We start from the raw sequence: 21,005 nt of genomic DNA on the forward strand, positions 1-21,005 counted from the left end.
GCCCTTCTTGCAAACGTCATTCCCAAGCCACAGAAATGAGTTCGCCTTCAAAAAATGCGTTGCAGCACACCGCCGTTTCACATCACATACGGCCATGACGCAGCCAACGATACAATCTGACAGGGATGCCAACGGCGTTTACTTCAAAGTGTCTGGCGACCTGCTGACACAATCGCTGAGCAGCGTCGAAAAAACCTTCTCGGCTTTCCAGCCGGACGGCAGCGACGTCGTCGTGGACCTTACCGACGTTCACGCATTGGATACCGGAGGCGCGTGGCTGGTCGCAGACTTGGCCCGGCGCGTCCAGACGTCTGGGGCCCAGGTCCACATTCAAGGCGTTCTACCTGCCTATTCCGACCTGATTGAAACGGTTTCGCAAAACATCCCACAAGAACCGGGCACCGAAGCAGATCGCCGCAGCTTTACCGACTGGGTTGAAAGCATCGGCAAACGAACCGTCGGAGGTTGGAATGACACCCTTTCGATGCTTGAGTTTCTTGGCCTCACCCTACACCGGCTTGTCCGAACCATTCTGATGCCACATCGTCTGCGCCGGGCCGCCTTGGTTTCGCAGATGGAAGAAACCGGGTTCAAGGCAATCCCCATTGTTGCCCTGATGGGGTTCCTGATCGGCGTCGTTCTGGCATTTCAGGGCGCGACACAGCTAAAGCAATTCGGAGCCGAGATTTTCGTGGTCGAACTGATCTCGATCTCAGTGCTGAGAGAGCTTGGCATTCTGCTGACTGCGATCATTGTTGCTGGCCGGTCAGGATCAGCATTCACGGCCTCCATCGGCTCGATGAAGGTACAGGAAGAAATCGACGCCATGCGGACACTCGGACTAGACCCTATCGAGGTTCTGGTGATCCCGCGTGTCGTTGCCCTGTTGATTATGCTGCCAATCCTCGGCTTTGTTGCAGATATGGCCGCTCTGGTGGGCGGGGGATTGATGAGTTGGATTGATCTTGACGTCAGCCCTGGCATGTTTGCGACCCGGCTGAAAGAGAACACTGGCATCTGGCATTTTGCAATCGGCATGATCAAAGCGCCTTTCTTTGCGCTGGTCATTGGCGTCGTCGCCTGTTGGCAGGCGCTGCAGGTCAAAGGCTCGGCCCAGAGTGTCGGGCAACGCACGACCGCCTCGGTGGTGCAATCCATTTTCATGGTTATCGCACTTGATGCCCTGTTCTCGATCTTCTTCTCGGTCATGGGGGTCTGATATGGACGGAACACCCCTTGAACAGGCAACAAAATCCGACGCAAAACGCGAGGCAGTCATCCGCGTTCGCAATCTGACCAATCAGTTCGGCCCGCAAGTTGTCCACCAGAACCTGAACCTCGATGTCTGGCGTGGCGAAGTGCTGGGCATTGTCGGCGGCTCCGGCACGGGCAAGTCAGTTCTATTGCGTACAATCGTTGGGCTGAACAAACCTGCGGCCGGCAGCATCGACGTGCTGGGCGTTGACGTTCTGAACGGCCCCGAACAGGAAAGACGCCGGATCGAACAGCGCTGGGGCGTTGCGTTTCAGGACGGCGCTCTGTTTTCGTCACTGACCGTTTTGCAGAACGTGATGGCACCGCTGCGTGAACACACACGGCTGAGCGAAAGCCTGATGCGTGCGCTTGGGGGCCTCAAGATCAGCTTGGTTGGCCTGCCTCAGTTGAGTTGCGGCAAGTTCCCGTCCGAATTGTCCGGCGGGATGCGCAAGCGCGCGGCACTTGCGCGGGCGCTCGCTCTGGACCCGGAAATCGTTTTTCTTGACGAACCTACTGCTGGTTTGGACCCGATCGGAGCTGCAGCCTATGACGAGTTGATCGGCGAGTTGCAGCACGCACTTGGCTTAACCGTCTTTATGGTCACACATGATCTGGACAGCCTGTACGCCATTTGCGATCGCATCGCAGTTCTTGCGGAAAAACGCGTGCTTGTTGAAGGTCCGATTGAAGAAATGACCAAAGTCGATCATCCTTGGGTGCAGGAATATTTCACGGGCCCCCGCGCGCGCGCTGCGCAAGAGAAGGGGCAGGACAGGTAGAAGCCATGGAAACCCGAGCGAACTATATCCTGATCGGCGCGTTTACCCTTGCGGGTATTCTGGGCGCGTTCGGATTTTTTCTATGGCTGGCAAAATTCGAGGTGACGCGACAATACGCTTACTACGAGGTCCTGTTTGAAAACGTATCTGGCCTGTCGGCGGCTGGGGGCGTCAGCTATAACGGCTTGCCGGTCGGGCAGGTCATATCGCTGGATTTGGATGACGACGACCCGTCCAAAGTCAGGGTCCGCATTGAAATTGATGCAGACATTCCGGTGACAACAGAAACGATTGCGCAGCTTCAGTCGCTTGGCGTCACTGGTGTCAGCTATGTTGAACTGACAGGAGGCTCACCAGAAGCCGAGAGACTTCCCCAAGACAGCTTGATCAAAAGCAAACGCAGCGCAATCCAGTCCCTTTTTGAAGGCGCGCCGCAGTTGATGGAAAAAGCAATAACCCTACTGGAGGACGTCAACGAAATCGTCGACGAAAAGAACCGCAAAGCCGTTGCGGATATTCTCGAAAATGTCGCCTCGGCGACGGGGCGGCTGGACAAGACGTTGTCGGACTTTGAGTCTTTGTCATCCGATCTGGGCGGGGCCGCCAAAGACATTTCCGCTTTTTCATCTCGTCTGGGCCAACTGGCCGACACCGCGGAAACAACTTTGACCACCGGAACCGATACACTGAACAGTGTGAAAACAGCGTCCGAGTCCGCCACGGCCGCGCTGGATAGTGCGAAAGTCACAATCGAGGCGGCTGACACCGTGATCAAGCAGGACCTGAAACCCTTTCTGGACCGAGCCTCAGCATTGGCAGAAGACTTGACCGAACTTACCGGTGAAGGGTCTGTAGCATTGACGATGGTCACCGAAACCTTTCTGAACGCAAACGAGACGCTGGACTACATTGACAGAGCAATGGACACAGCCCACAGCACATTGACCTCGGCAGAGCGCGCGTTCGACTCGGCCAATCGCGTGATCGATGAGGACGTCGGCAAGGTGGTCGAAGACATTCGCAATGCGGCAAATCAAGTTGCCACGACCGTCACCAAAGTGACAGACAGGCTGGACGAGATTTCGGCCGACATCCTCAGCGCGTCTCAATCCGCTTCTGAACTTTTGGGGACGATCGACGGAATTGTGCAGGACAACCGGCGTCAGTTGTCTGATTTCCTGCGTGTGGGGCTGCCTCAATTCACACGCTTCATCGAAGAATCTCAACGGCTGGTCGTCAGTCTGGACCGATTGGTGGATAGGGTTGAACGAGACCCCGCGCGCTTCTTACTGGGTACCCAAGCATCGGAGTTTCGCCAATGATCAGGTCATTTATTGCCATGCTGGCGATCGTTTCGATGGCTGGCTGCACCGGGCTGGGAACGCTTCAGCAGGCGTCCAAGCCAAACGACCTTTACCTTTTGTCACCCAAAAGTACCTTTTCGCCCTCTCTGCCGCGCGTTCAACGACAGATCGTCGTGGAAGAACCGACGGCAACGGCTGCGGTCAACACGGATCAGATCGCAGTGCAGCCCACCCCCTTGCAAGTGCAATATCTGGCCCGCGCGCGGTGGGTGGATCGCGCGCCGCTGATCGTTCAAACTCTGTTGGTTGAAAGTTTCGAGAATAGCGGGAAAGTTGCTGCTGTCGGCAGATCGACTGTCGGCTTGAGGGCAGACTATGTGATCGTTCCCGATCTGCGCGAATTTCAGGGAATCGTCGTTAGCGAAGCGGACAATTCGTCAAACATTCGAGTTGAAGTTCGCATGAACATCAAGATTATCGACGAGTTTGAGGATAAGATTATTGCGTCGAGTTCCTTTCAGGAAAACGTAGTCTCAGCAAGTGACCAGACTGCGGATCTGGTCACTGCGTTCGACACCGCGCTTGGGAGAACGATGCGCGACGCGGTTGAATGGAGCATTCGCAAAATCCACACCCACGCCGCTAACAATCCAAGTTCGTTTTGACCCTATAACCCGGATCAGCACCGTCCAGCTTATTGAGCCAGTGTTTGCGCAAGGCGCATCAGGGTAATCGCCTCGGCCCTATAGCCAAACGGGTCTTTACCCCGCGCGGAACTGGCCAAGTTTATAGCATCCTCATAGGTCCAATCTCCCAAAAACGTGTCGTCTCGCATCAACTGCCCGAAACCGGCTATTGCGTATGAAAAGCGTACGTCATCCGTGACTTCGCCTTGCCGGAAAACGATGGGTTGCTCGATCAACTCACTTTGGGCGGTCCCTGGTGATTTGTAACGCAATTTAAAATACCCGATTTCATCTGACCCTGCGGTCTCAACCTGTTCGGCATAGCGCAGCGGACCATTCCTGACGGCATCCGATCCGACCGGAGTCACTTCGTATATGGCTGTTACGTTGTGGCCAGCGCCAATATCGCCAGCGTCCACCCTGTCATTCGAGAAGTCTTCGCGACGCAACGCCCGTGTCTCGTAACCAATCAACCGGTACTCGGCGATTTGCGCCGGATTGAACTCGACCTGGATTTTGACGTCGTTGGCAATCGGAAACAAAACACCCGTCAGTTGATCGACCAGAACTTTGCGCGCCTCGCTCAGCGTGTCGATATAGGCCGCCTGACCGTTGCCGTTCTGCGCCAGCGCCTGCATCGTTGCGTCGTCCAGGTTGCCACGACCAAAACCCAAAACACTCAGGAAAGTGCCGCTATCTCGCTTGTCTGCGATGAAATCCGTCAAAGCCTCGGGGTCGGATAGGCCGACGTTAAAGTCGCCGTCCGTGGCGAGAACAACCCGCGTTACTTCTCCTTCCGCGGCCATAGCTTCAGCAACTTGATACGCTTGCTGCAATCCTGCCTGTCCCGCAGTTGACCCTCCGGCCTCAAGCCTGTCCAGCGCGGACATGATCTTGGACTTTTCCGCAACTGTCGTTGGCTCAAGTACCTGCCCCGCACTACCGGCATAGGTGACGATCGAAACCTGATCTTCGGGTCGCAACTCGGACAGCAGCAGGCGGAACGACTGTTTGAGCAAGGGCAACTTGTTCGCATCCTGCATCGACCCAGACGTATCAATCAGAAAGACCAGATTCAGCGGCGGCCGATCGGCAATTTCGGGTATGGCACCTTGAATACCGATATGAACAAGCTGCGTGTCATTGTTCCAAGGTGTCGGGCTTACAGCAATGGTAGGTCGAAACGGTGCGGCTCCTTCCGGGGCAGGGTACGCATAGGGGAAATAATTCACCATCTCCTCGACCCGAATGGCGTCCCGCGGCGGCAAATGTCCACTTAAAAGCGATGAACGCGCGATCGAATAAGAGGCTGTATCCACGTCGATCGAAAACGTCGAAACAGGGTCTTCCGAAGTGACCTTTAGCGGATTGGTATCTGCGTTTGAAAATGCTTCTGTGTCCTGATCCGGCTGCACGACCAGCGATCGTTCTGACGGCGTAGCGGCGATCACCGGTGCCTCCATCAACGCGCCGCCAGTAACGATGGCAGACGGCTGATCCGCCGGAACCAACGCTCTTTCCTGCCGCTTTCTCTGAACGGCCGAGGTCGCCCCCTCATCGGCAAACTGCTCTTGCGAAAGGAGCGTGGCGGCTTCTTCCTGATCCAACCCTGTGCTTGGCGAGGAAAAACGGCTTTCAACCCAGCTTGTCGGTTGGATAACGTAGTCCCGCGTTTGCGGGAGGATCACGATCAGGGCAACGGCTGCAACGGCCGTAGTTGCGGTCAGTACGCCGCGATGGGTCAGGGCATTTAACATGGGCTTCGCTCCTTCTATCAGACGGGCCAAATGGCCTCGCTCGACAGTGGGACGTGCCTCGGTCGCATTTCCTTGGGCATCAAGGAAACTTTTTTGCGCATGAGCCAGGTTTGCAGCGCGCCGTCCCGCATCCGGTGCCGGGGTGGCCGCACTTATTGTGGCCTTCAGCTTTTCAAGTTCATCTGTCATTGGGCCAGCTCCTCCTGCCGCATGACGCGCAGGCGCTTTCGGATTTCCGACATTCGCCAGGACACGGTGCCTTCTGAAACACCCAGCACCTCAGCAGCTTGGGCATGTGTCATTTCGTCTTCCAACGTCAGCGCCAACGTGTCCTGCAACTCGCAGGGCAAAGAGCGCATCGCCCGCACCAACCAGTCCACTGCCTCGGCCGTCTCTGCAGCCTCGGCGCGGCGCATTTTCTCGACATCGCCCCAACTGGCGGCCGCACGGGTGTGACTGGCACGGCGGCGGCGCGTGTCCTCCGCTGCGTTTACAACGACACGGTATAACCATGTTGTGAACTGCGCCTGTGCACGGAATCCGGTTATTTTCCCAGGCAACGCCAAGCAGATATCCTGCGTCAAATCTTCAGCGAGATCCGCACGCCCGGACAGCCGAAACGCCAATCGGAATATCCTGTCGTAGTGCCGCGCCAAAAGGGTGGCAAACGCCTCAGCGTCGCCATTGGCAGCAGCCATTGCCAAGTCCTCATCCGATGTTTTCATACGCATCACGATTGGTAAGACGGATCAGGAAGGTCAATCCTTGGCCAAAACAGAAAAAAAATTAGAACCGATCAGCCGAAGCCATATTCCAGTCCAGCTTGTATTCATCCGGGATAGCATCGGTCAGCAGCACGCCTTGATCCAGAAACGTATACAGTTCTCCGTAGGACCGTTCACGTTCATCAGCGGTCCGGCGGTGAATATCTGACGGTTGCAACTGGGACACGCGGCTTTTTCCCATAGCCCCAAGCAGTTCACGGAAACTTTCAAGCGTAGAGTCGTGATAGCGATGCACCCTTTGGCGCTTTTGCTGAACGTTCACGGCGCGCCCCCGCACCGGGTCTTGCGTTGCGACACCTGATGGACAGCGGTTGGTATTGCAGTGCAACGCCTGGATGCACCCGACAGCGAACATCATTGCACGCGCTGCGTTGCACATATCGGCCCCAAGCGCGCATTTCTCGACCATGTCATAACCAGTCGCCACCTTGCCCGAGCAAATGATACGTATCTCGTCACGCAAACCGGCGCCGCGCAGACAGTTGTTCACAAAGATCAGCGCTTCGTTCAGTGGCATGCCCAGACGGTTCGTAAACTCGACCGGGGCTGCGCCGGTTCCCCCTTCCGAGCCATCAACGGTGATAAAATCGGGCAAGATACCTGTTTCCAGCATCGCCTTGCAGATCGCCATGAATTCCGAGGGGCGACCAATACACAGCTTGAACCCGATAGGCTTGCCGTCCGACAGTTCGCGCAAATGCTGTACAAACTCCAGCAGACCTTTCGGTCCGTCAAACGCGGAATGGACGGGCGGGGAAATAACGTCCTGATGCAACGGAACACCGCGAATATCAGCGATCTCCTGATCAACCTTGGCCGCTGGCAAAACGCCGCCATGCGAGGGCTTTGCCCCTTGAGACAGTTTTATCTCAATCGCTTTTACAACTGGATTTCCTGCCTTTTCAGCGAATTGAACCCTGTCGAATCCACCATCGTCGGTGCGACACCCAAAATAACCTGTCCCGATCTGCCAGATGATGTCGCCACCTTCGGCCAAGTGATGCGGCGACAGGCCACCTTCACCGGTGTTGTGCGCAAAGCCTCCGTCCTTTGCGCCGCCATTCAAAGCCCGGATTGCATTGGCGCTAAGCGCCCCGAAACTCATCGCCGAAACGTTCAGGCGGGACGCGCTGTAAGGTTGCTTGCATTGCGGGCCGCCCAACACAATCCGCCCTTCGCTTTCCGGCACGTCCTTGGGTGCAAGAGAATGGTTTGCCCGGTGATAGCCTACGGACAAAATGTCGTATTGGGTGCCAAATGCCTGAGTATCGACTTGTCCCTTGGCGCGCGCATACACCAGACCCCGGATAATTCGGTTGAAGGGGCGCCCGCTTTCGTTTGTTTCAACAAAGTACTGGCGGATTTCGGGGCTCACAAATTCCAGCATATAGCGGAAATGGCCTAGAACAGGGTAATTGTTCAGCACGTTATGCTTGGTCGTCAGAATATCGTAGAGGCCAACCACGGCGTAGGGCACGAGTATCACAAGCAGCCAATAGGCCGGCGGCCAGAAATAACCCCAAAGCAGAGTTAACGGCAGGCACACATAGCTGAGGAAGTAATAGAGTCTGCGTACAATCATCGTGATCTCCGATACCGAGATAGGCTTAACCAATCGTTGGGCAAAACGACGTTTAGTTGCAAGAGTTTACGCCGTTCTACACCAAAAAGGGCTTAATCGCGAAGCTGGGTCTTCTGTTGATCCGAATGGTTGCCGCCTGTATCTGGAAAGACAGGTGAACTTGGGCAGGATCATTGGCTTTGAAAATAACGCGACCGGCGGTTCGATCCACGGCCCTTATGTTCTTGGCCGTTTTTGTAGGTGGGGCCGCGGGTTCGCTTCTGCGCGAAAGTCTATCCGTCACGATCCCTGGAATTCCGGTTTTGACTGCAACGTTCGGGATCAACATTGTGGCGTGCTTTGTTCTGGGTTGGCTGTTCTCCATCCGCCACTGCGTGCACGCCCATGTCCTGCACCTGGGTGCTGTTGGGTTCTGCGGGGGATTGTCCACTTTTTCGTCATTTGTCGCCGAACTTGAACGCCTCGCCGAGGCGAACTTTCTGACCGCCGCAACAGCGGCCGGTCTCGAGATCGCAATCGGTCTCGCGGCGGCCATCCTCGGCGAAGCGATCGGAAGACGCGGCCTTGGTCGGAGGGCGGGCGGTTGAATGATCTCTACCTTCACGCGATGTTTGGTTTGGGCGGCGGATTGGGCGCGGTTCTACGTCATGCGATCGCGTTGACAATCAGGCACGACCTTCCCTTGTCGACGCTAATCGTGAACGTGCTGGGCAGCCTGCTGTTGGGCTTGTGGGTTGGCTATCTGGGTGGACCAGCGGATATGGGCGAGCAGGAACGGCGCTTGGTTTTCGGTTTCTGCGGTGGCTTCACAACGTTTTCCAGTTTCGCCTATCAATCGCTGGAACTAAGACGAGAGCGCACGATCGCGTTGGCCGCCGGCAACATTCTTATAAGCATATTTTTGTGTTGGTCCGCACTTTGGCTAGGGCTTTTCCTCACCCGCTAATGAGCGTGAACCGTAGCCTGAGTTCCCGGCTTAGGCGCCTTACAGAACAGCAGAAGCGGTATTGAGGCCAAAGCCAGCAAGCCCAGATTATTAAATACGGTCAGGTAAGAAATCAGCTCGGCCTGACGGTTGATCTCCTGACCCAGAATTGCCGCACCTTCGGCGCTGTCCGGTGTCAGGCCCAGCGGTTGCAGATAATTTTGAGCGGCGGTGTTGTATGGCGTCACATTCTGGCTCAACACCGCTGTATTGGTCTGTAACCCACGAACAACCCACGTCCCGACCAGAGAAATTCCGATGGATGATCCAAGCTGCCGCGTAACATTGAACAGACCAGAGGCTTCGTCCTGACGCGCTTGAGAAATGCTTTCAAACGCAAGGATGGACATGGGAACGAAGACAAGACCCATGCCCAAGCCGCTTACGGCACCAGGCCAGGCCAACTGCCAGAACCCGGCATCCAGATTGAGTGCACCAAGCATGAAATTACCGACAGCCGTCAAAAGCATCCCCAGCCCGGCCAGAACACGAGGATCAAACCGTGTAGACAAAACTGCGCCTGTAAGAACCATTGATGCGCCGGCCGCAATCCCTCGGGGAATGAACAGATGGCCAGATTCGATGACCGGATAGTCCAACAGACTTTGAACAAAGGTCGGCAGTATGGCAATTCCACCGAACAGCGAAATGGCAAACCCAGCAATGACCAGATTGCACAGGGCAAAATTCCGGTCGGCAAAAAGGCGAAGATCAACGACCGGTGTCTTTGAGGACAGGGCGTGAACGACGAAACCAACAGCGCCAAGCACCGAAGCGATTAGGGCAACCTGAATGACGCGCGATGACAACCAGTCCTTGGTTTCGCCCTGATCCAGAATGAATTGCAGGCACCCGATTCCCACTGCCAGCAATGCCAAGCCCTTCCAGTCGATGCGAACATCTTCGGTTTTGTCGTCAGGCAACTCTCCGGCCAGCAACAGCAGCGCCATCGCCGCCACCGGAAGGTTCACGAAAAACACCATCCGCCACGAGAAATACTCGGTCAATATCGCGCCAATTGTCGGACCCAGAACCGGTGCAACAACCACCCCGAGGCCGAAAACTGCCATCGCCTGACCTCGTTTCTCGCGCGGGAAAGCATCAAAAAGAATGGATTGTGATAATGGAATAAGAAAGGCTCCGAACATGCCCTGTGCAAGTCGAAAGGCCACGATCGTCTCAAGGCTCCAGGACAATCCGCACATGACCGACATTGTCGCAAAACCAGTCACGGCCGTCAGGATCAACCGGCGTCGCCCTACCCTGCGGGCGACAAATCCGGTCAGGGGCATAACTACGACGGCCGAGACGATGTAGCTTGTTAATATCCACGTCGCCTGATCGGTTGTAGCTCCGAAGGCCGCTTGAATATGAGGCAGCGCGACATTGACGATCGTGCTATCCAAAACTTCGAGAATGGCACTCAGCACCACGGCAATGACAATCACCGGATTGACATGGCCTGTAGCCGAAAGGCTCATTCTCCTGCCCGTTCCGAAGTCGTATCCACCGTGACTTTGCTGCTGCCGCCTGCCCGCAGCGGAGCATCCGTCGGGTCAAGAGACACCCGCACGGGAAACCGGCGGGTGACCTTGACCCAATTACCGCTGGCATTCTCGGACGGCAGCAAGGAAAACGTATCCCCCGATCCGCGGCCAATGGATTGCACTTTCCCGCTCAGCGTCACCCCAGGCAACATGTCGATCTGCACTTTCACCGGCTGACCGGGTCGAATACGGGGCAGCGATGTTTCCTTGAAATTCGCGTCCACCCACCAATCGGAAGACTCGACAATCGAAAACTGGGGCGCGTTCGCTGATACGGCGGAACCGGGGCGCAATGTCAGGTTCGCAATCCATCCGTCAGCAGTTGCAAACACTTTGGTCCAAGCAAGATTGGCCTGATCGATTTCCAACTGCGCGCGCGCCGACAGAACATCATCCTGCTTGGCCTGCAATCCGCTTTGCAAAGCCAAAAGGCTGGATTGACTGGTGGTAAGCCCAGCCGAAGCCTGCGCAAAATCCGAGGTCGCCTGATCCAACGACGCCTGGGCCAGATCACCGGTCGAGAAAAGCGCCTTGGCTCGTTCGAGGCTTTTTTGGGATGTATCGAAAACGGATTGCGCGGATGCAACCGACGCTTCGGCCGCAGCGATCTGAGTGGCGTAGGATTCAGCCTGCTGTACGGCACTGTCCAGGTTTGCCCTGGACTGGTCCACGGCCGCCCGGAACTGAGTCTCATCAATCGTAAACAGCAGATCGCCGGCTTTGACTGCCTGGTTTTCTAACACCGAGACATCATCCACCTGGCCAGTCACCTGCGCGGCCACATTGATGATATTTGCCCCCACATAGGCGTCCTTGGTTGACGGATACCTTTCTTCATGCCGCCAAAACAGAAGCAGGCCAACAGCGATAGCGATCAACATTGTCACGGCAGCGACAGTTTTGAGGGACTTCATGGGTCGATCTCCTTGCTCAATCGCGTTTTGATCACATTGGATAGGTATGCATGCGGACCGCAAGGTTGCCCATGATCCATACGGTTCCGACGATAATGATCAGCAGGACCAATGTAGAAAACAGCACCAAGTCCAAGTCTTCGCGACTGCTGCGTCGACGGTCGATATGAAGGAAATAGACCAGTTGAAGGACAAGCTGCGCCAACCCCAGTAAGCCGATTGTCAGGTAGACGCCCTTTGTCTCGATCCCGAAGACATAAGCGACGGTGAAGACGGCTATGGTCAGGAACAGTGAACCGCCGTAGCCAATCACATAGCGCCGCCTCTCTCGCCTGTGCATTTCGCTGCGTCTATCCATAGGTCAGACCTCCGAAATAAACGATCGTAATTATCCCGATCCAGATCAGGTCGAGGAAATGCCAGAACAGCGCCAGCCGGACCACGCGCGACATCAGCAAATCCGTCAGCCCCATCAGTCGCAGTTGGACACCCAACACGATCAGCCACAGACACCCGGCAGCAACGTGCAAACCATGCAGCGGAACAAGACCGTAAAACGCGGACAAAAACCCACTGCGTTGTGGGATACCGCCTTTGTCCGCCATCGCGATAAAGTCCCGGATTTCCAACACCAGAAAGCTGAGTCCCAGAACCAAGGTCACGCAAAACCACAAAACGATGCGCGAACGCGGCAGGTTGTATTTCAATGCCAGCATTGCCAGCCCGACCGTCAGGCTGCTGGTCAACAGGATCAGGGTCTGTGCAAAGATGCTTTTGAGGTCAAAAAGTTCGTGCGGTCCCGGCCCGCCCGCCTGTGCGTCGATCATTGTGATGTATATGGCGAACATCAGCCCGAAATAGACCAGATCGCTCATCAGAAAGACCCAGAAGCCAAACGTGACGACTTCGCTGGCTTTGTCAGCGCCCGGATGCCGCCGACCAAGGTTCAGGCCGGGATAACTGTGTGTTGGAGCGCGCTTCATGTGGCGACCTCCAAGTCCGGACCCGCGCGCCCCCGGTTATCCGAAGAGAATTCAAAGTCCCGATTGATCGGAGCAGAGGCGTGGACAAGATCCAGCCAGGCCTCATGTTCCCTTTGCACCTGAGCTGCCGGAATAACCTCTTCGATATCCGTTTTGAAAGTCCACGCAACGAAGGACAACAGCATCAGAATGGTGACCAGCGCTGCCAACCACCAGATCCACCACACCAAGGCAAACATCCAGACACCGCTGAGGACGCAGAGCGTGAAACCAATCCGCGTATTGCGCGGCAGGCTGATGTCCTCATAGGCTTCGGGTGCTGGATAAGCCTCGCCCCTTTCCTTTGCGGCGGCAAAGTCATCGCGGTCGGTGACATGCGGAATAATGGCAAAGTTATACGGCGGTGGCGGTGCTGGGATGGACCATTCCAGCGTACGCGCATCCCACGGGTCGCCAACAGGCACGCGGGTTTTCTCACGGTCTCGAATGCTGACCCACAATTGCACCACCACCGCAAGCAGGGCACACAAGATGACCACCGACCCCAAAACGGCCACGATCATATAGGGATGAAAACTCGGGTCTTCCCAACTGAAAGACCGACGTGGCATCCCCATCAGGCCGACAAAGTAGAGGGGTAGGAACGTCAGCATGAAACCGACCGTCCACAGGACAACCGTGATGCGGCCCCAGGATTCGTTCAGGCGGAACCCGAAGGCTTTGGGGAACCAGTAATTATACCCTGCCAGTAGGCCAAACAGGACCCCGGGCAGCAGGACGTTGTGGAAATGGGCAACCAGAAACAGCGTGTTGTGAACCTGATAATCCACGGTTGGGTTCGCAAGGATCACCCCCGAAAGACCCCCGATGACAAAGAGCATCAGAAACGCCAAACCATAGAGCATCGGCACTGAGAACCGAATACGCCCACGGAACAGGGTCGCCATCCAATCATACACTTTTACCCCGGTGGGGATGGCGATCAGCATGGTCGCAATGCCAAAGACCGCATTGATCAGCGCGCTTTGACCCATTGTAAAGAAGTGGTGCAGCCAGACGGTGAACGACAGCACGGCAATGGACATCGTCGCAATGACCAGCGAGTTGTAGCCATAAAGCCGCTTGGCCGAGAACGTTGCGAACACCTCGGAATAAATCCCGTATGCGGGCAGGACCAGCAAATAGACCTCGGGGTGCCCAAACAGCCAGAACAGATTGGCATAGTTCATCATGTTGCCGCCAAGGTCATTGGTGAAGAAGTGGAAATCCAGATACCGGTCGGCGGCCAGCATCAGCGCCGCGACACCCAGCGGTGGCATCGCAAACACGATCAGGATAGAGCTGCAGATAATCGTCCAGCAGTACATCGGCAAACGCATGAATTTCATGCCCGGTGCACGCAACTTATAGATCGTGACCGCGAAATTGATCCCGGTCAGCGTCGTACCGATACCGGAAACAACGATTGCCCATATCCAGTAGTCCGGCCCAACGCCCGGATTGAAAGCGGCCCCCGTATAGGGCGGGTAAGCCGTCCAGCCCCCGGTCGAGAATTCGCCTACAAGCAAAGAAACCATCAGCATCATCCCGGCCGAGACCGTCAGGCCAAGACTGATCTGGTTCATCACGGGAAAAGCGACGTCGCGCGCGCCAATCATCAAGGGAACCAGAAAATTCGCCAATCCGAAGACAAATGGCACGGCCACGAAAAAGATCATGATAGTGCCATGCGTACTGAACAATTCGGCAAAGTGGTCCGCTTCCAGAAATCCGTCCCCCGGACCCGCTGCTTGTTGCGCGCGCATGACAACACCTTCAAGAACACCGCGCGCCAGCATCACAATTGCGAAGACAATGTACATGATGCCGATTTTCTTGTGGTCTGCACTTGTCAGCCAATCGCGCCAAAGCAGTCCCCAAAGGCGGAACCATGTCAGGGCGCCGACAACGACCAGAATACCGATAATCACAACGCCCGCAGCGGCATTGGCGACGATCTCATTCGCGTTCGGAGTTTGTATAAGGCCCGCCAGAGGGAACGACTCCCAGCTTAGTCGGCCAAAGAAACCACTGTCCGCAAAGCTCATTGCTGTGCCTCCTGCCCGAATTGTGCGGTTCCGGGCTGCTGATCGGCGGTCAAAGGTGCACCTTGGTGATACCGATGCAGGATGGATGCGAATAGATCGCTTTCCTCAAGGGTGAAATACAGCGCTTTGTCAGGCATTTCCGGCGTGCCAAGCGCGGCCTGAACTTCATCCCGGTCAGAACGCATGGCCAGTACCCTGTAGGTGTCCGCGGCCAAGGGAATACCGCTGGTGCGCACGGTTTCAACCCAGTGATCGAAATCCTGTGGCGACATGGCAAGAGTCTGAAACTTCTGCTTGGTGAACCCGCGGCCATTATACTGCGTGTTTTCGCCCTGCATGGTCGCCGGGGTATCCGCCACGATGTGCAGCTTGGTTGTCATTCCCGGCATAGCGTAGATTTGACCGGCCAGAGCGGGGATCATGAAGGACTGCATCACTGTGTCCGTTGTCAGTGTCAGCGCAACCTGTTGTTTGACAGGTACTGCCATTTCTCCGACGCTGGCGATCCCAAGGTCCGGATAGATGAACAACCACTTCCAATCCAATCCTACGACCTGCACGTTCAAGGCAGGCGTTTCACCGAATTCCGCAGAATAAGGATCTAAACGATGCGTTGCTTTCCATAGGTAAAATGACAGGATCGCAACGATGAGAACCGGAACGCCCCACATGACGAATTCCAGACGGGCCGAAAAATCCCACTTGGGTCGATAGGTTGAGCTAGCGGTAGTGCGCCGTCTATAGCGCCAAACAATCACTGGCACAAAAACCAAGACTGGAACGACAGCAATCAAAATCAAAACCGTTGCGCGTAGCAGATGAAGCCTCTGAACTTCCGCAATTGGGCCAACAGGGTCCAGAAAACTGTCACTGGCCCAAGATGCTTGCGCGCAGGCTGAAATCAGCACGATGGCGATCAGGATAGGCTGCAAGGCAAATGAAAACCTGTAACTGGCCACTCCTTACGATCCTCTCCTGCCTCCATTTGCAGCCAACTATCGGCAGAGTTCCAAGTTTTCTCAAGGTTTTTTGCGAAACCGGAAATTGTTCGCCACTTTGTGTGATCAACCGCGGAAATACGCACAATCAAATCGTGGAAAACGGCACTGTTGACTTACTCTTTTGGGCGCGAGACCTTTTTCCGATGCGTTGGCTTCTTTTCACCCTTGGCCTGTTGTTTCTTTCCACGAACGCGGCTGCCCTGGATCGCGGGGCGGTCGAACAGCAGTTTCAGGATTGGTTGACTAAAACCATATGGCCACAGGCCAAAGCCAAGGGTGTCTCCAAGCAGACGATGAACCGTGCTTTCGATGGAGTGACCCTTAACTGGAAATTGCCCGATCTCGTGCCTCCGGGAGGGTCAGCCCAAATACCCAAACAGCAAAAACAGGCAGAGTTTGGGTCACCTGGTCGATACTTCAAGGCAGGCACCGTACAAGGGGCCACGTCCATAGGGCGCCAGATGGCGCAACGCCATGCAACGACGCTTTCTCGGGTAGAGGCAAAAACCGGTGTTCCGTCACGCATCGTTCTGGCCATCTGGGGCCGTGAGAGCGGTTACGGTCAGGTTCCAATCCGCCACAATGTTTTTCGAGTTCTTGGGACCAAAGGGTTCATGAGCACCCGAGCAGATTATTTCACCAGCGAGCTGATCTCTGCCTTGCAGATTGCCGAAGCCGGACATGCTCCTCCGGGGGTGATGAAAAGCAGCTGGGCCGGTGCGCTGGGTCAGCCGCAGTTCATGCCATCGAATTTTCTAACCTATGCCAAGGACGGAAACGGTGACGGGCGCGCCGACATCTGGGCTTCGCCCGAGGACACGATCGCGTCCATAGCCAACTACCTTGACCAACATGGCTGGATCGCAGATCGCGACTGGGGGTTTGAGGTCACTGTCCCCAGCTCGGTATCTTGCGCCCTTGAAGGGCCGGATCAGGGGCGCCCAATCAAGGACTGGGCCAAGATGGGTATTTCGCGGGTTTCTGGCAGACCCTTTCCCAAGCATGAACTTTCGGGTCAAGGCTTCCTAATGATGCCTGCCGGTCGAAATGGTCCCGCATTTCTGGTGACCGAAAATTTCTATGTGCTGAAAGAATACAACAAGAGCGATCTTTACGCCCTTTTTGTCGGACATGTCGGTGATCGAATTCAATACGGTGTCGGAGATTTCCAGGGGCGTTGGGGCAAAGTCGGAAATCTTTACAGGTCTGATATCGCAGCGATGCAAATCGCCCTGGAACAGCAAGGCCATGACGTTGGCGGCGCGGATGGCTTACCGGGCTTCAAGACGCGGCGGTCAATCGGACGCTGGCAGCAGGCGACGGGCCAATCGCCAACATGTTTCCCGGACAAGAGCATGAAATCAGCATTGGTACCCTAGCGATTCGCGCTTGAGCCACCCTCGCCAAAAAGTCTTACCTTGCGTAACCGACCGATCCCTTATCGAAGCCTTTCACAAATGTGTCTGGAAGCCGCCAAGTTTCATCATAATATTTCCAGCAATCCCCGGTTTTCTTCACAATTCGCATACAACTGCCTAATTTGCAGGCAGAGGCTTTAACCTTTTTTTAAATAATGCCAACGTCAGCGTCAGTGAAAGGCGACTTTCGCAACTGCGTTCCCGACTGAAAACCGAAAGACTGCCGCGCGGTGTTCCTTGCGATCTGACGAAGCAGAACTTGAACCCGCTCAGAACCCTTTCAACGTCGGGCAAACAAGGTGGCCCGCCGCGATCGTGATCGAACGCGCGCGAATTTCCGCCAAAAAATGGGAGAAAAACATGAACAAGCACATTCGGACAACGCTGGCGGGGCTGCTGACCTCGACCATGATCACCGGCGCGGCATTCGCCGCCGGCACTCATCCTGAAACCGGCGAAGCATTGGCGGATGACCAGACATTCACCTATCGTATTCTGGACGAACACAGCTCGGTCGATCCGCAGGTCGTCGAGGACGTATCGGGCGCCGAGATTGTGCGCGACCTGTTTGAAGGTCTGATGAATCAGGACGAAGACGGCAATCTGGTTCCCGGCGTAGCCACCGAATTCACCACCAACGATACCAAAGACGTCTACACATTTACCCTGCGCGATGACGCCAAGTGGTCCAACGGCGACCCGGTAACCGCTGGTGACTTTGTCTTTGCCTGGAAGCGCGCTGTCGATCCGGCCCTGTCCTCGCCTTACGCATGGTTCATGGAACTGATGTCGATTGAAAACGCGGCCGAAATCATTGCAGGCGACAAGCCAGTGGATGAGCTGGGCGTCACAGCGATCGACGACCACACGCTTGAAGTCAAGCTGAGCGCCCCTCTGCCCTATTTCGCGCAGATGACCACGCATTCCACGACTTTCCCCGCCCCGCAGAAAGTCATCGAAGAATTCGGCGACGCGTGGACCAAGCCTGAAAACATCGTCTCGAACGGGGCATATGTTCTGACCGAACACCTGCCGCAGGAACGCTCGGTTCGTGAGCGCAACGAGATGTACTGGGACAATGACAACACCATCGTCGACAAGGTTGTCGCATTGGTGATCAACGACGAAAACGTCGCCCTGACCCGTTATCTGGCCGGTGAGCTGGACCGCACCGAGGTTCCCGCAGGTCAGTTCCCACGCCTTCAGAAAGAGCACCCCGACGAAGCCATCAGCTTCCCGCGTCTGTGCAACTATTACTACACGTTCAACCTGTCCGACGGTGGCCCCGAAGCGTTCAAGGACCCGAATGTCCGCCAAGCGCTGTCGCTGGCCGTAGATCGCAAGATCATCACTGAAAACATCATGGCAGGTGGCCAGCCTCAGGCTTACACCTTTGCGCCTGAGGCAACCGCCGGGTTTACGGTTCCCGAAGTTGAAATGGCCTCGATGTCTCAGCAGGAACGCGACGAGCTGGCCAAGGAACTGCTGGCTGCCGCAGGTTACGGTCCTGACAATCCGCTGAGCTTTGAGATGGTCTACAACACCTCGGAAGCTCATAAGAAAGTCGCTGTGGCGCTCAGCCAGATGTGGAAGCAGAAACTGGGTGTAAACGCCGAACTTGCCAACATGGAATGGAAGATCTTCCTGGAGGAGCGCGGCAACCAGAACTTCGATCTGGCCCGTGGCGCTTGGTGTGGCGACTATAACGAAGCCTCAACCTTCCTGGATTTGCTGCAGTCGGATTCCGGCTACAACGACGGCAAATACAACAACGCCAAGGTTGATGAACTTCTGGCTTCAGCCAAAACCGCCGATGACGCAGCACCTCTGTACACCGAGGTCGAGCGGATCATCGCACAAGAGACCCCTGTAATCCCGATCTATCACTATGCTGGCGTCTACATGATGGACAGCGATGTCGGGAACTGGCCGGTCAATAACGTAGAGCAGAACTGGTATTCCAAGAACCTCTACAAAATCGCTGAGTAATCATCTGTTGATCACGCTTTGCCCCGGAGACTTCTTTGGGGCAAAGCCAATATTTGGGGGCATGAAATGCTTGCCTATATCGTCCGGCGGTTACTGATCGCCGTCCCAACGATCCTTTTGCTGATCGTTGCAAGTTTCTTTTTGATGCACTTCGCACCCGGCGGGCCATTCACGTCAGAGCGGCCCCTGCCGCCGGCGGTTCTGGCCAATATCGAGGCGCGCTACGGGCTGGACCAACCGCTGTGGAAACAGCTTTGGGACTATCTGTACAACATCGTCGTGCATTTCGATTTCGGCCCGTCCTTCAAGTTCAAGGACCGCGACGTGAATGACATCATCGCGCAGGGCTTTCCGATCTCGCTGACCTATGGCTCGCTGTCCTTCCTTGTCGCCACTGCCGTGGGTGTCAGTCTTGGAATCGCCGCCGCGATCAAGCACAACAGCTGGATCGACTATTTCGCAGTTGGTCTGGGGATCGCGGCACAAGCGCTGCCGAACTTCATCATGGGGCCGATCCTGATCCTGACCTTCACCCTTTGGCTGGGCTGGTTGCCCGGGGGCGGCTGGAATGGCGGGCAATGGCAGTACCTGATCATGCCGGTGATCGCATTGGCGACCTCTTACATGGGGTCGATCGCACGGATCACCCGGTCCTCGATGCTGGAAGTTCTGAACTCGAACTTCATCCGCACCGCACGTGCCAAGGGCTTACCGACAAGGACCGTCATTTGGCGGCACGCGCTGAAACCTACACTTCTGCCGGTCGTATCCTATCTTGGGCCGGTTTTTGTCTACGTTCTGACCGGTTCGGTCTTCGTCGACATCTACTTCTCAACCGGTGGGTTGGGCCAAGCCTATGTGGGGTCCGCCCTTTCGCGAGACTATGCCGTGCTATTGGGCGTCACTATCCTTTATGGCGTCCTGACCGTGCTGGTAAACCTGCTGACCGACCTGGCCTACGCCTGGTTCGATCCGAAAATTCGTTACTGAGGGGCCGGCTATGCTTGGAAAATCACAAAAAGCCGCGCATCTGGCCGAGGATATCACCGACTACACGGTTATTCAGGGCCGCTCGCTCTGGCAGGACGCGCGTATGCGATTTGTCCGAAACAAGGCTGCAATGGCCAGTCTGTTCATTCTGGGTCTGATCGTACTGTTCACCCTTATCGGGCCTTATTTTGCCGTCTGGAACAACGAAGAAATCGACTGGAACGTCATGGGTGACGTCCGGGGCATGGGGATGCCCTCGGTCGAGACCGGGCATTTCTTTGGCGTCGATGATCTGGGGCGCGACCTCTATAGCCGAGTCATTCAGGCGACCACCACGTCGCTTTTGGTGGGGCTGATCGGGGCCGCAACCGCGCTGATCGTGGGAACCTGCTATGGGATTGCGGCTGGATATATCGGTGGCCGTACCGACGGCATCATGATGCGTTTCGTTGACATCTTGCTGGCGATTCCGGCCACGCTGGTCATCATCCTGCTTCTGGTCGTGGCAGGCCGGTCGTTCTTCATGCTGTTCATCGCTCTTGGCGCGGTGGGGTGGCTGACCATGGCGCGGATCGTTCGCGGGCAGACACTAACCCTGAAGAACCGTGAATTCATCGAGGCCGCCCGCGCCGCTGGCGTCAGTGAGTTCACCATCATGTATCGCCACATCCTGCCGAACCTGCTGGGTGTTGTGATCGTCTATGCCTCGTTGCTGGTGCCCGAGATGATCCTGACCGAAAGTTTCATCTCATTCCTTGGATTGGGAATTTCGGAACCCTATACCTCACTTGGCCGTCTGATCGCCGAGGGTGCTGGTACTATGGGCTACGGAACCCTCTGGCAATTGATATTCCCCCTGACATTCTACGTCGCCATCATCATCACGATGTTCTTCATCGGGGATGGCCTGCGTGACGCTCTGGACCCGAAGGATCGCTGAT

19 protein-coding genes are annotated in these 21,005 nt (G+C 55.9%); 10 read left to right on the plus strand and 9 right to left on the minus strand.

What is annotated here, in order from left to right; genetic code table 11:
• Positions 1-94 precede the first annotated feature (94 nt).
• From ACR0B7_RS11305 to ACR0B7_RS11320, 4 genes are read left to right on the plus strand one after another with little or no spacing between them, the layout of a single operon-like run.
• Complete coding sequence (locus ACR0B7_RS11305; RefSeq protein WP_170416025.1) at positions 95-1,219, plus strand: ABC transporter permease; 1,125 nt, start codon at positions 95-97, stop codon at positions 1,217-1,219.
• 1 nt (position 1,220) lies between these two features.
• Entirely contained in the window at positions 1,221-2,036 is an 816-nt protein-coding gene (locus ACR0B7_RS11310; protein ID WP_170389034.1) for an ATP-binding cassette domain-containing protein, read from the plus strand.
• A 5-nt stretch (positions 2,037-2,041) separates the two neighbouring features.
• Positions 2,042-3,358 carry an MlaD family protein gene (locus ACR0B7_RS11315; RefSeq protein WP_170416029.1) on the plus strand — a complete coding sequence of 439 codons (1,317 nt, stop codon included), beginning with the start codon at positions 2,042-2,044 and terminating at the stop codon, positions 3,356-3,358.
• The gene (locus tag ACR0B7_RS11320; RefSeq protein ID WP_480681494.1) at positions 3,355-4,005 is read left to right on the plus strand and encodes an ABC-type transport auxiliary lipoprotein family protein; all 651 of its coding nucleotides are present in this window, start codon (positions 3,355-3,357) and stop codon (positions 4,003-4,005) included. The genes ACR0B7_RS11315 and ACR0B7_RS11320 overlap by 4 nt, the downstream gene beginning before the upstream one ends.
• Before the next feature lie 29 nt (positions 4,006-4,034).
• Here the strand turns inward: ACR0B7_RS11320 and ACR0B7_RS11325 are convergent, their stop codons facing one another.
• The 3 genes from ACR0B7_RS11325 to ACR0B7_RS11335 all read right to left on the minus strand — a co-directional run bounded on the left by ACR0B7_RS11325 (position 4,035) and on the right by ACR0B7_RS11335 (position 8,150).
• Positions 4,035-5,972 (minus strand): VWA domain-containing protein, encoded by a 1,938-nt coding sequence (locus tag ACR0B7_RS11325; RefSeq protein ID WP_170576781.1) that lies wholly within the window; start codon positions 5,970-5,972, stop codon positions 4,035-4,037.
• Complete coding sequence (locus tag ACR0B7_RS11330; protein WP_170416033.1) at positions 5,969-6,508, minus strand: RNA polymerase sigma factor; 540 nt, start codon at positions 6,506-6,508, stop codon at positions 5,969-5,971. The genes ACR0B7_RS11325 and ACR0B7_RS11330 overlap by 4 nt, the downstream gene beginning before the upstream one ends.
• Before the next feature lie 61 nt (positions 6,509-6,569).
• Positions 6,570-8,150 carry an FMN-binding glutamate synthase family protein gene (locus tag ACR0B7_RS11335; protein ID WP_170559541.1) on the minus strand — a complete coding sequence of 527 codons (1,581 nt, stop codon included), beginning with the start codon at positions 8,148-8,150 and terminating at the stop codon, positions 6,570-6,572.
• A gap of 179 nt (positions 8,151-8,329) precedes the next feature.
• Here ACR0B7_RS11335 and ACR0B7_RS11340 point away from each other — a divergent pair, with 179 nt between their 5' ends.
• Positions 8,330-8,737 (plus strand): fluoride efflux transporter FluC, encoded by a 408-nt coding sequence (locus ACR0B7_RS11340; RefSeq protein WP_480681497.1) that lies wholly within the window; start codon positions 8,330-8,332, stop codon positions 8,735-8,737.
• Positions 8,734-9,096 carry a FluC/FEX family fluoride channel gene (locus ACR0B7_RS11345; RefSeq protein ID WP_170559543.1) on the plus strand — a complete coding sequence of 121 codons (363 nt, stop codon included), beginning with the start codon at positions 8,734-8,736 and terminating at the stop codon, positions 9,094-9,096. The genes ACR0B7_RS11340 and ACR0B7_RS11345 overlap by 4 nt, the downstream gene beginning before the upstream one ends.
• On the opposite strand, the gene ACR0B7_RS11350 is transcribed toward ACR0B7_RS11345, so the two are convergent.
• From ACR0B7_RS11350 to ACR0B7_RS11375, 6 genes are read right to left on the minus strand one after another with little or no spacing between them, the layout of a single operon-like run.
• A complete protein-coding gene (locus ACR0B7_RS11350) occupies positions 9,093-10,616 on the minus strand; it encodes a DHA2 family efflux MFS transporter permease subunit (protein ID WP_170416039.1) in 1,524 nt (507 codons plus the stop codon). The two genes, ACR0B7_RS11345 and ACR0B7_RS11350, sit on opposite strands and share 4 nt — an antisense overlap.
• A complete protein-coding gene (locus ACR0B7_RS11355) occupies positions 10,613-11,596 on the minus strand; it encodes an HlyD family secretion protein (RefSeq protein WP_170416043.1) in 984 nt (327 codons plus the stop codon). The genes ACR0B7_RS11350 and ACR0B7_RS11355 overlap by 4 nt, the downstream gene beginning before the upstream one ends.
• Before the next feature lie 31 nt (positions 11,597-11,627).
• Positions 11,628-11,954, minus strand: coding sequence for a cytochrome o ubiquinol oxidase subunit IV (locus tag ACR0B7_RS11360; protein ID WP_480681499.1), 327 nt, complete (start codon positions 11,952-11,954; stop codon positions 11,628-11,630).
• Entirely contained in the window at positions 11,947-12,579 is a 633-nt protein-coding gene (locus ACR0B7_RS11365) for a cytochrome c oxidase subunit 3 (protein ID WP_170485906.1), read from the minus strand. The genes ACR0B7_RS11360 and ACR0B7_RS11365 overlap by 8 nt, the downstream gene beginning before the upstream one ends.
• Positions 12,576-14,666: a cbb3-type cytochrome c oxidase subunit I gene (locus ACR0B7_RS11370; RefSeq protein ID WP_170485907.1), complete on the minus strand. Its 2,091-nt coding sequence runs from the start codon at positions 14,664-14,666 to the stop codon at positions 12,576-12,578. Before ACR0B7_RS11370 ends, ACR0B7_RS11365 begins: the two co-directional genes overlap by 4 nt.
• Positions 14,663-15,625, minus strand: a complete 963-nt coding sequence (locus ACR0B7_RS11375) for a cytochrome ubiquinol oxidase subunit II family protein (RefSeq protein WP_480681502.1) — start codon at positions 15,623-15,625, stop codon at positions 14,663-14,665. Before ACR0B7_RS11375 ends, ACR0B7_RS11370 begins: the two co-directional genes overlap by 4 nt.
• Before the next feature lie 185 nt (positions 15,626-15,810).
• Between ACR0B7_RS11375 and ACR0B7_RS11380 the strand changes: the two genes are divergently transcribed.
• From ACR0B7_RS11380 to ACR0B7_RS11395, 4 genes are all read left to right on the plus strand, one after another.
• The gene (locus tag ACR0B7_RS11380) at positions 15,811-17,046 is read left to right on the plus strand and encodes a lytic murein transglycosylase (protein ID WP_170485908.1); all 1,236 of its coding nucleotides are present in this window, start codon (positions 15,811-15,813) and stop codon (positions 17,044-17,046) included.
• A gap of 399 nt (positions 17,047-17,445) precedes the next feature.
• A complete protein-coding gene (locus ACR0B7_RS11385) occupies positions 17,446-19,074 on the plus strand; it encodes a peptide ABC transporter substrate-binding protein (protein ID WP_170416051.1) in 1,629 nt (542 codons plus the stop codon).
• A 66-nt stretch (positions 19,075-19,140) separates the two neighbouring features.
• Positions 19,141-20,064: an oligopeptide ABC transporter permease OppB gene (gene oppB, locus ACR0B7_RS11390; RefSeq protein WP_170389023.1), complete on the plus strand. Its 924-nt coding sequence runs from the start codon at positions 19,141-19,143 to the stop codon at positions 20,062-20,064.
• A gap of 10 nt (positions 20,065-20,074) precedes the next feature.
• Complete coding sequence (locus ACR0B7_RS11395) at positions 20,075-21,004, plus strand: ABC transporter permease subunit (protein WP_170416053.1); 930 nt, start codon at positions 20,075-20,077, stop codon at positions 21,002-21,004.
• The last annotated feature ends 1 nt before the right edge of the window (position 21,005 follow it).

This window comes from Ruegeria sp. BB6, assembly GCF_056539385.1.

Coding starts and splice junctions, on each gene's coding strand:
- ACR0B7_RS11305 (WP_170416025.1), top strand. CDS start 95: ATGACGCAGCCAACGATACAATCTGACAGGGATGCCAACGGCGTTTAC.
- ACR0B7_RS11310 (WP_170389034.1), top strand. CDS start 1,221: ATGGACGGAACACCCCTTGAACAGGCAACAAAATCCGACGCAAAACGC.
- ACR0B7_RS11315 (WP_170416029.1), top strand. CDS start 2,042: ATGGAAACCCGAGCGAACTATATCCTGATCGGCGCGTTTACCCTTGCG.
- ACR0B7_RS11320 (WP_480681494.1), top strand. CDS start 3,355: ATGATCAGGTCATTTATTGCCATGCTGGCGATCGTTTCGATGGCTGGC.
- ACR0B7_RS11325 (WP_170576781.1), bottom strand. CDS start 5,972: ATGACAGATGAACTTGAAAAGCTGAAGGCCACAATAAGTGCGGCCACC.
- ACR0B7_RS11330 (WP_170416033.1), bottom strand. CDS start 6,508: ATGAAAACATCGGATGAGGACTTGGCAATGGCTGCTGCCAATGGCGAC.
- ACR0B7_RS11335 (WP_170559541.1), bottom strand. CDS start 8,150: ATGATTGTACGCAGACTCTATTACTTCCTCAGCTATGTGTGCCTGCCG.
- ACR0B7_RS11350 (WP_170416039.1), bottom strand. CDS start 10,616: ATGAGCCTTTCGGCTACAGGCCATGTCAATCCGGTGATTGTCATTGCC.
- ACR0B7_RS11355 (WP_170416043.1), bottom strand. CDS start 11,596: ATGAAGTCCCTCAAAACTGTCGCTGCCGTGACAATGTTGATCGCTATC.
- ACR0B7_RS11360 (WP_480681499.1), bottom strand. CDS start 11,954: ATGGATAGACGCAGCGAAATGCACAGGCGAGAGAGGCGGCGCTATGTG.
- ACR0B7_RS11365 (WP_170485906.1), bottom strand. CDS start 12,579: ATGAAGCGCGCTCCAACACACAGTTATCCCGGCCTGAACCTTGGTCGG.
- ACR0B7_RS11370 (WP_170485907.1), bottom strand. CDS start 14,666: ATGAGCTTTGCGGACAGTGGTTTCTTTGGCCGACTAAGCTGGGAGTCG.
- ACR0B7_RS11380 (WP_170485908.1), top strand. CDS start 15,811: ATGCGTTGGCTTCTTTTCACCCTTGGCCTGTTGTTTCTTTCCACGAAC.
- ACR0B7_RS11385 (WP_170416051.1), top strand. CDS start 17,446: ATGAACAAGCACATTCGGACAACGCTGGCGGGGCTGCTGACCTCGACC.
- oppB (WP_170389023.1), top strand. CDS start 19,141: ATGCTTGCCTATATCGTCCGGCGGTTACTGATCGCCGTCCCAACGATC.
- ACR0B7_RS11395 (WP_170416053.1), top strand. CDS start 20,075: ATGCTTGGAAAATCACAAAAAGCCGCGCATCTGGCCGAGGATATCACC.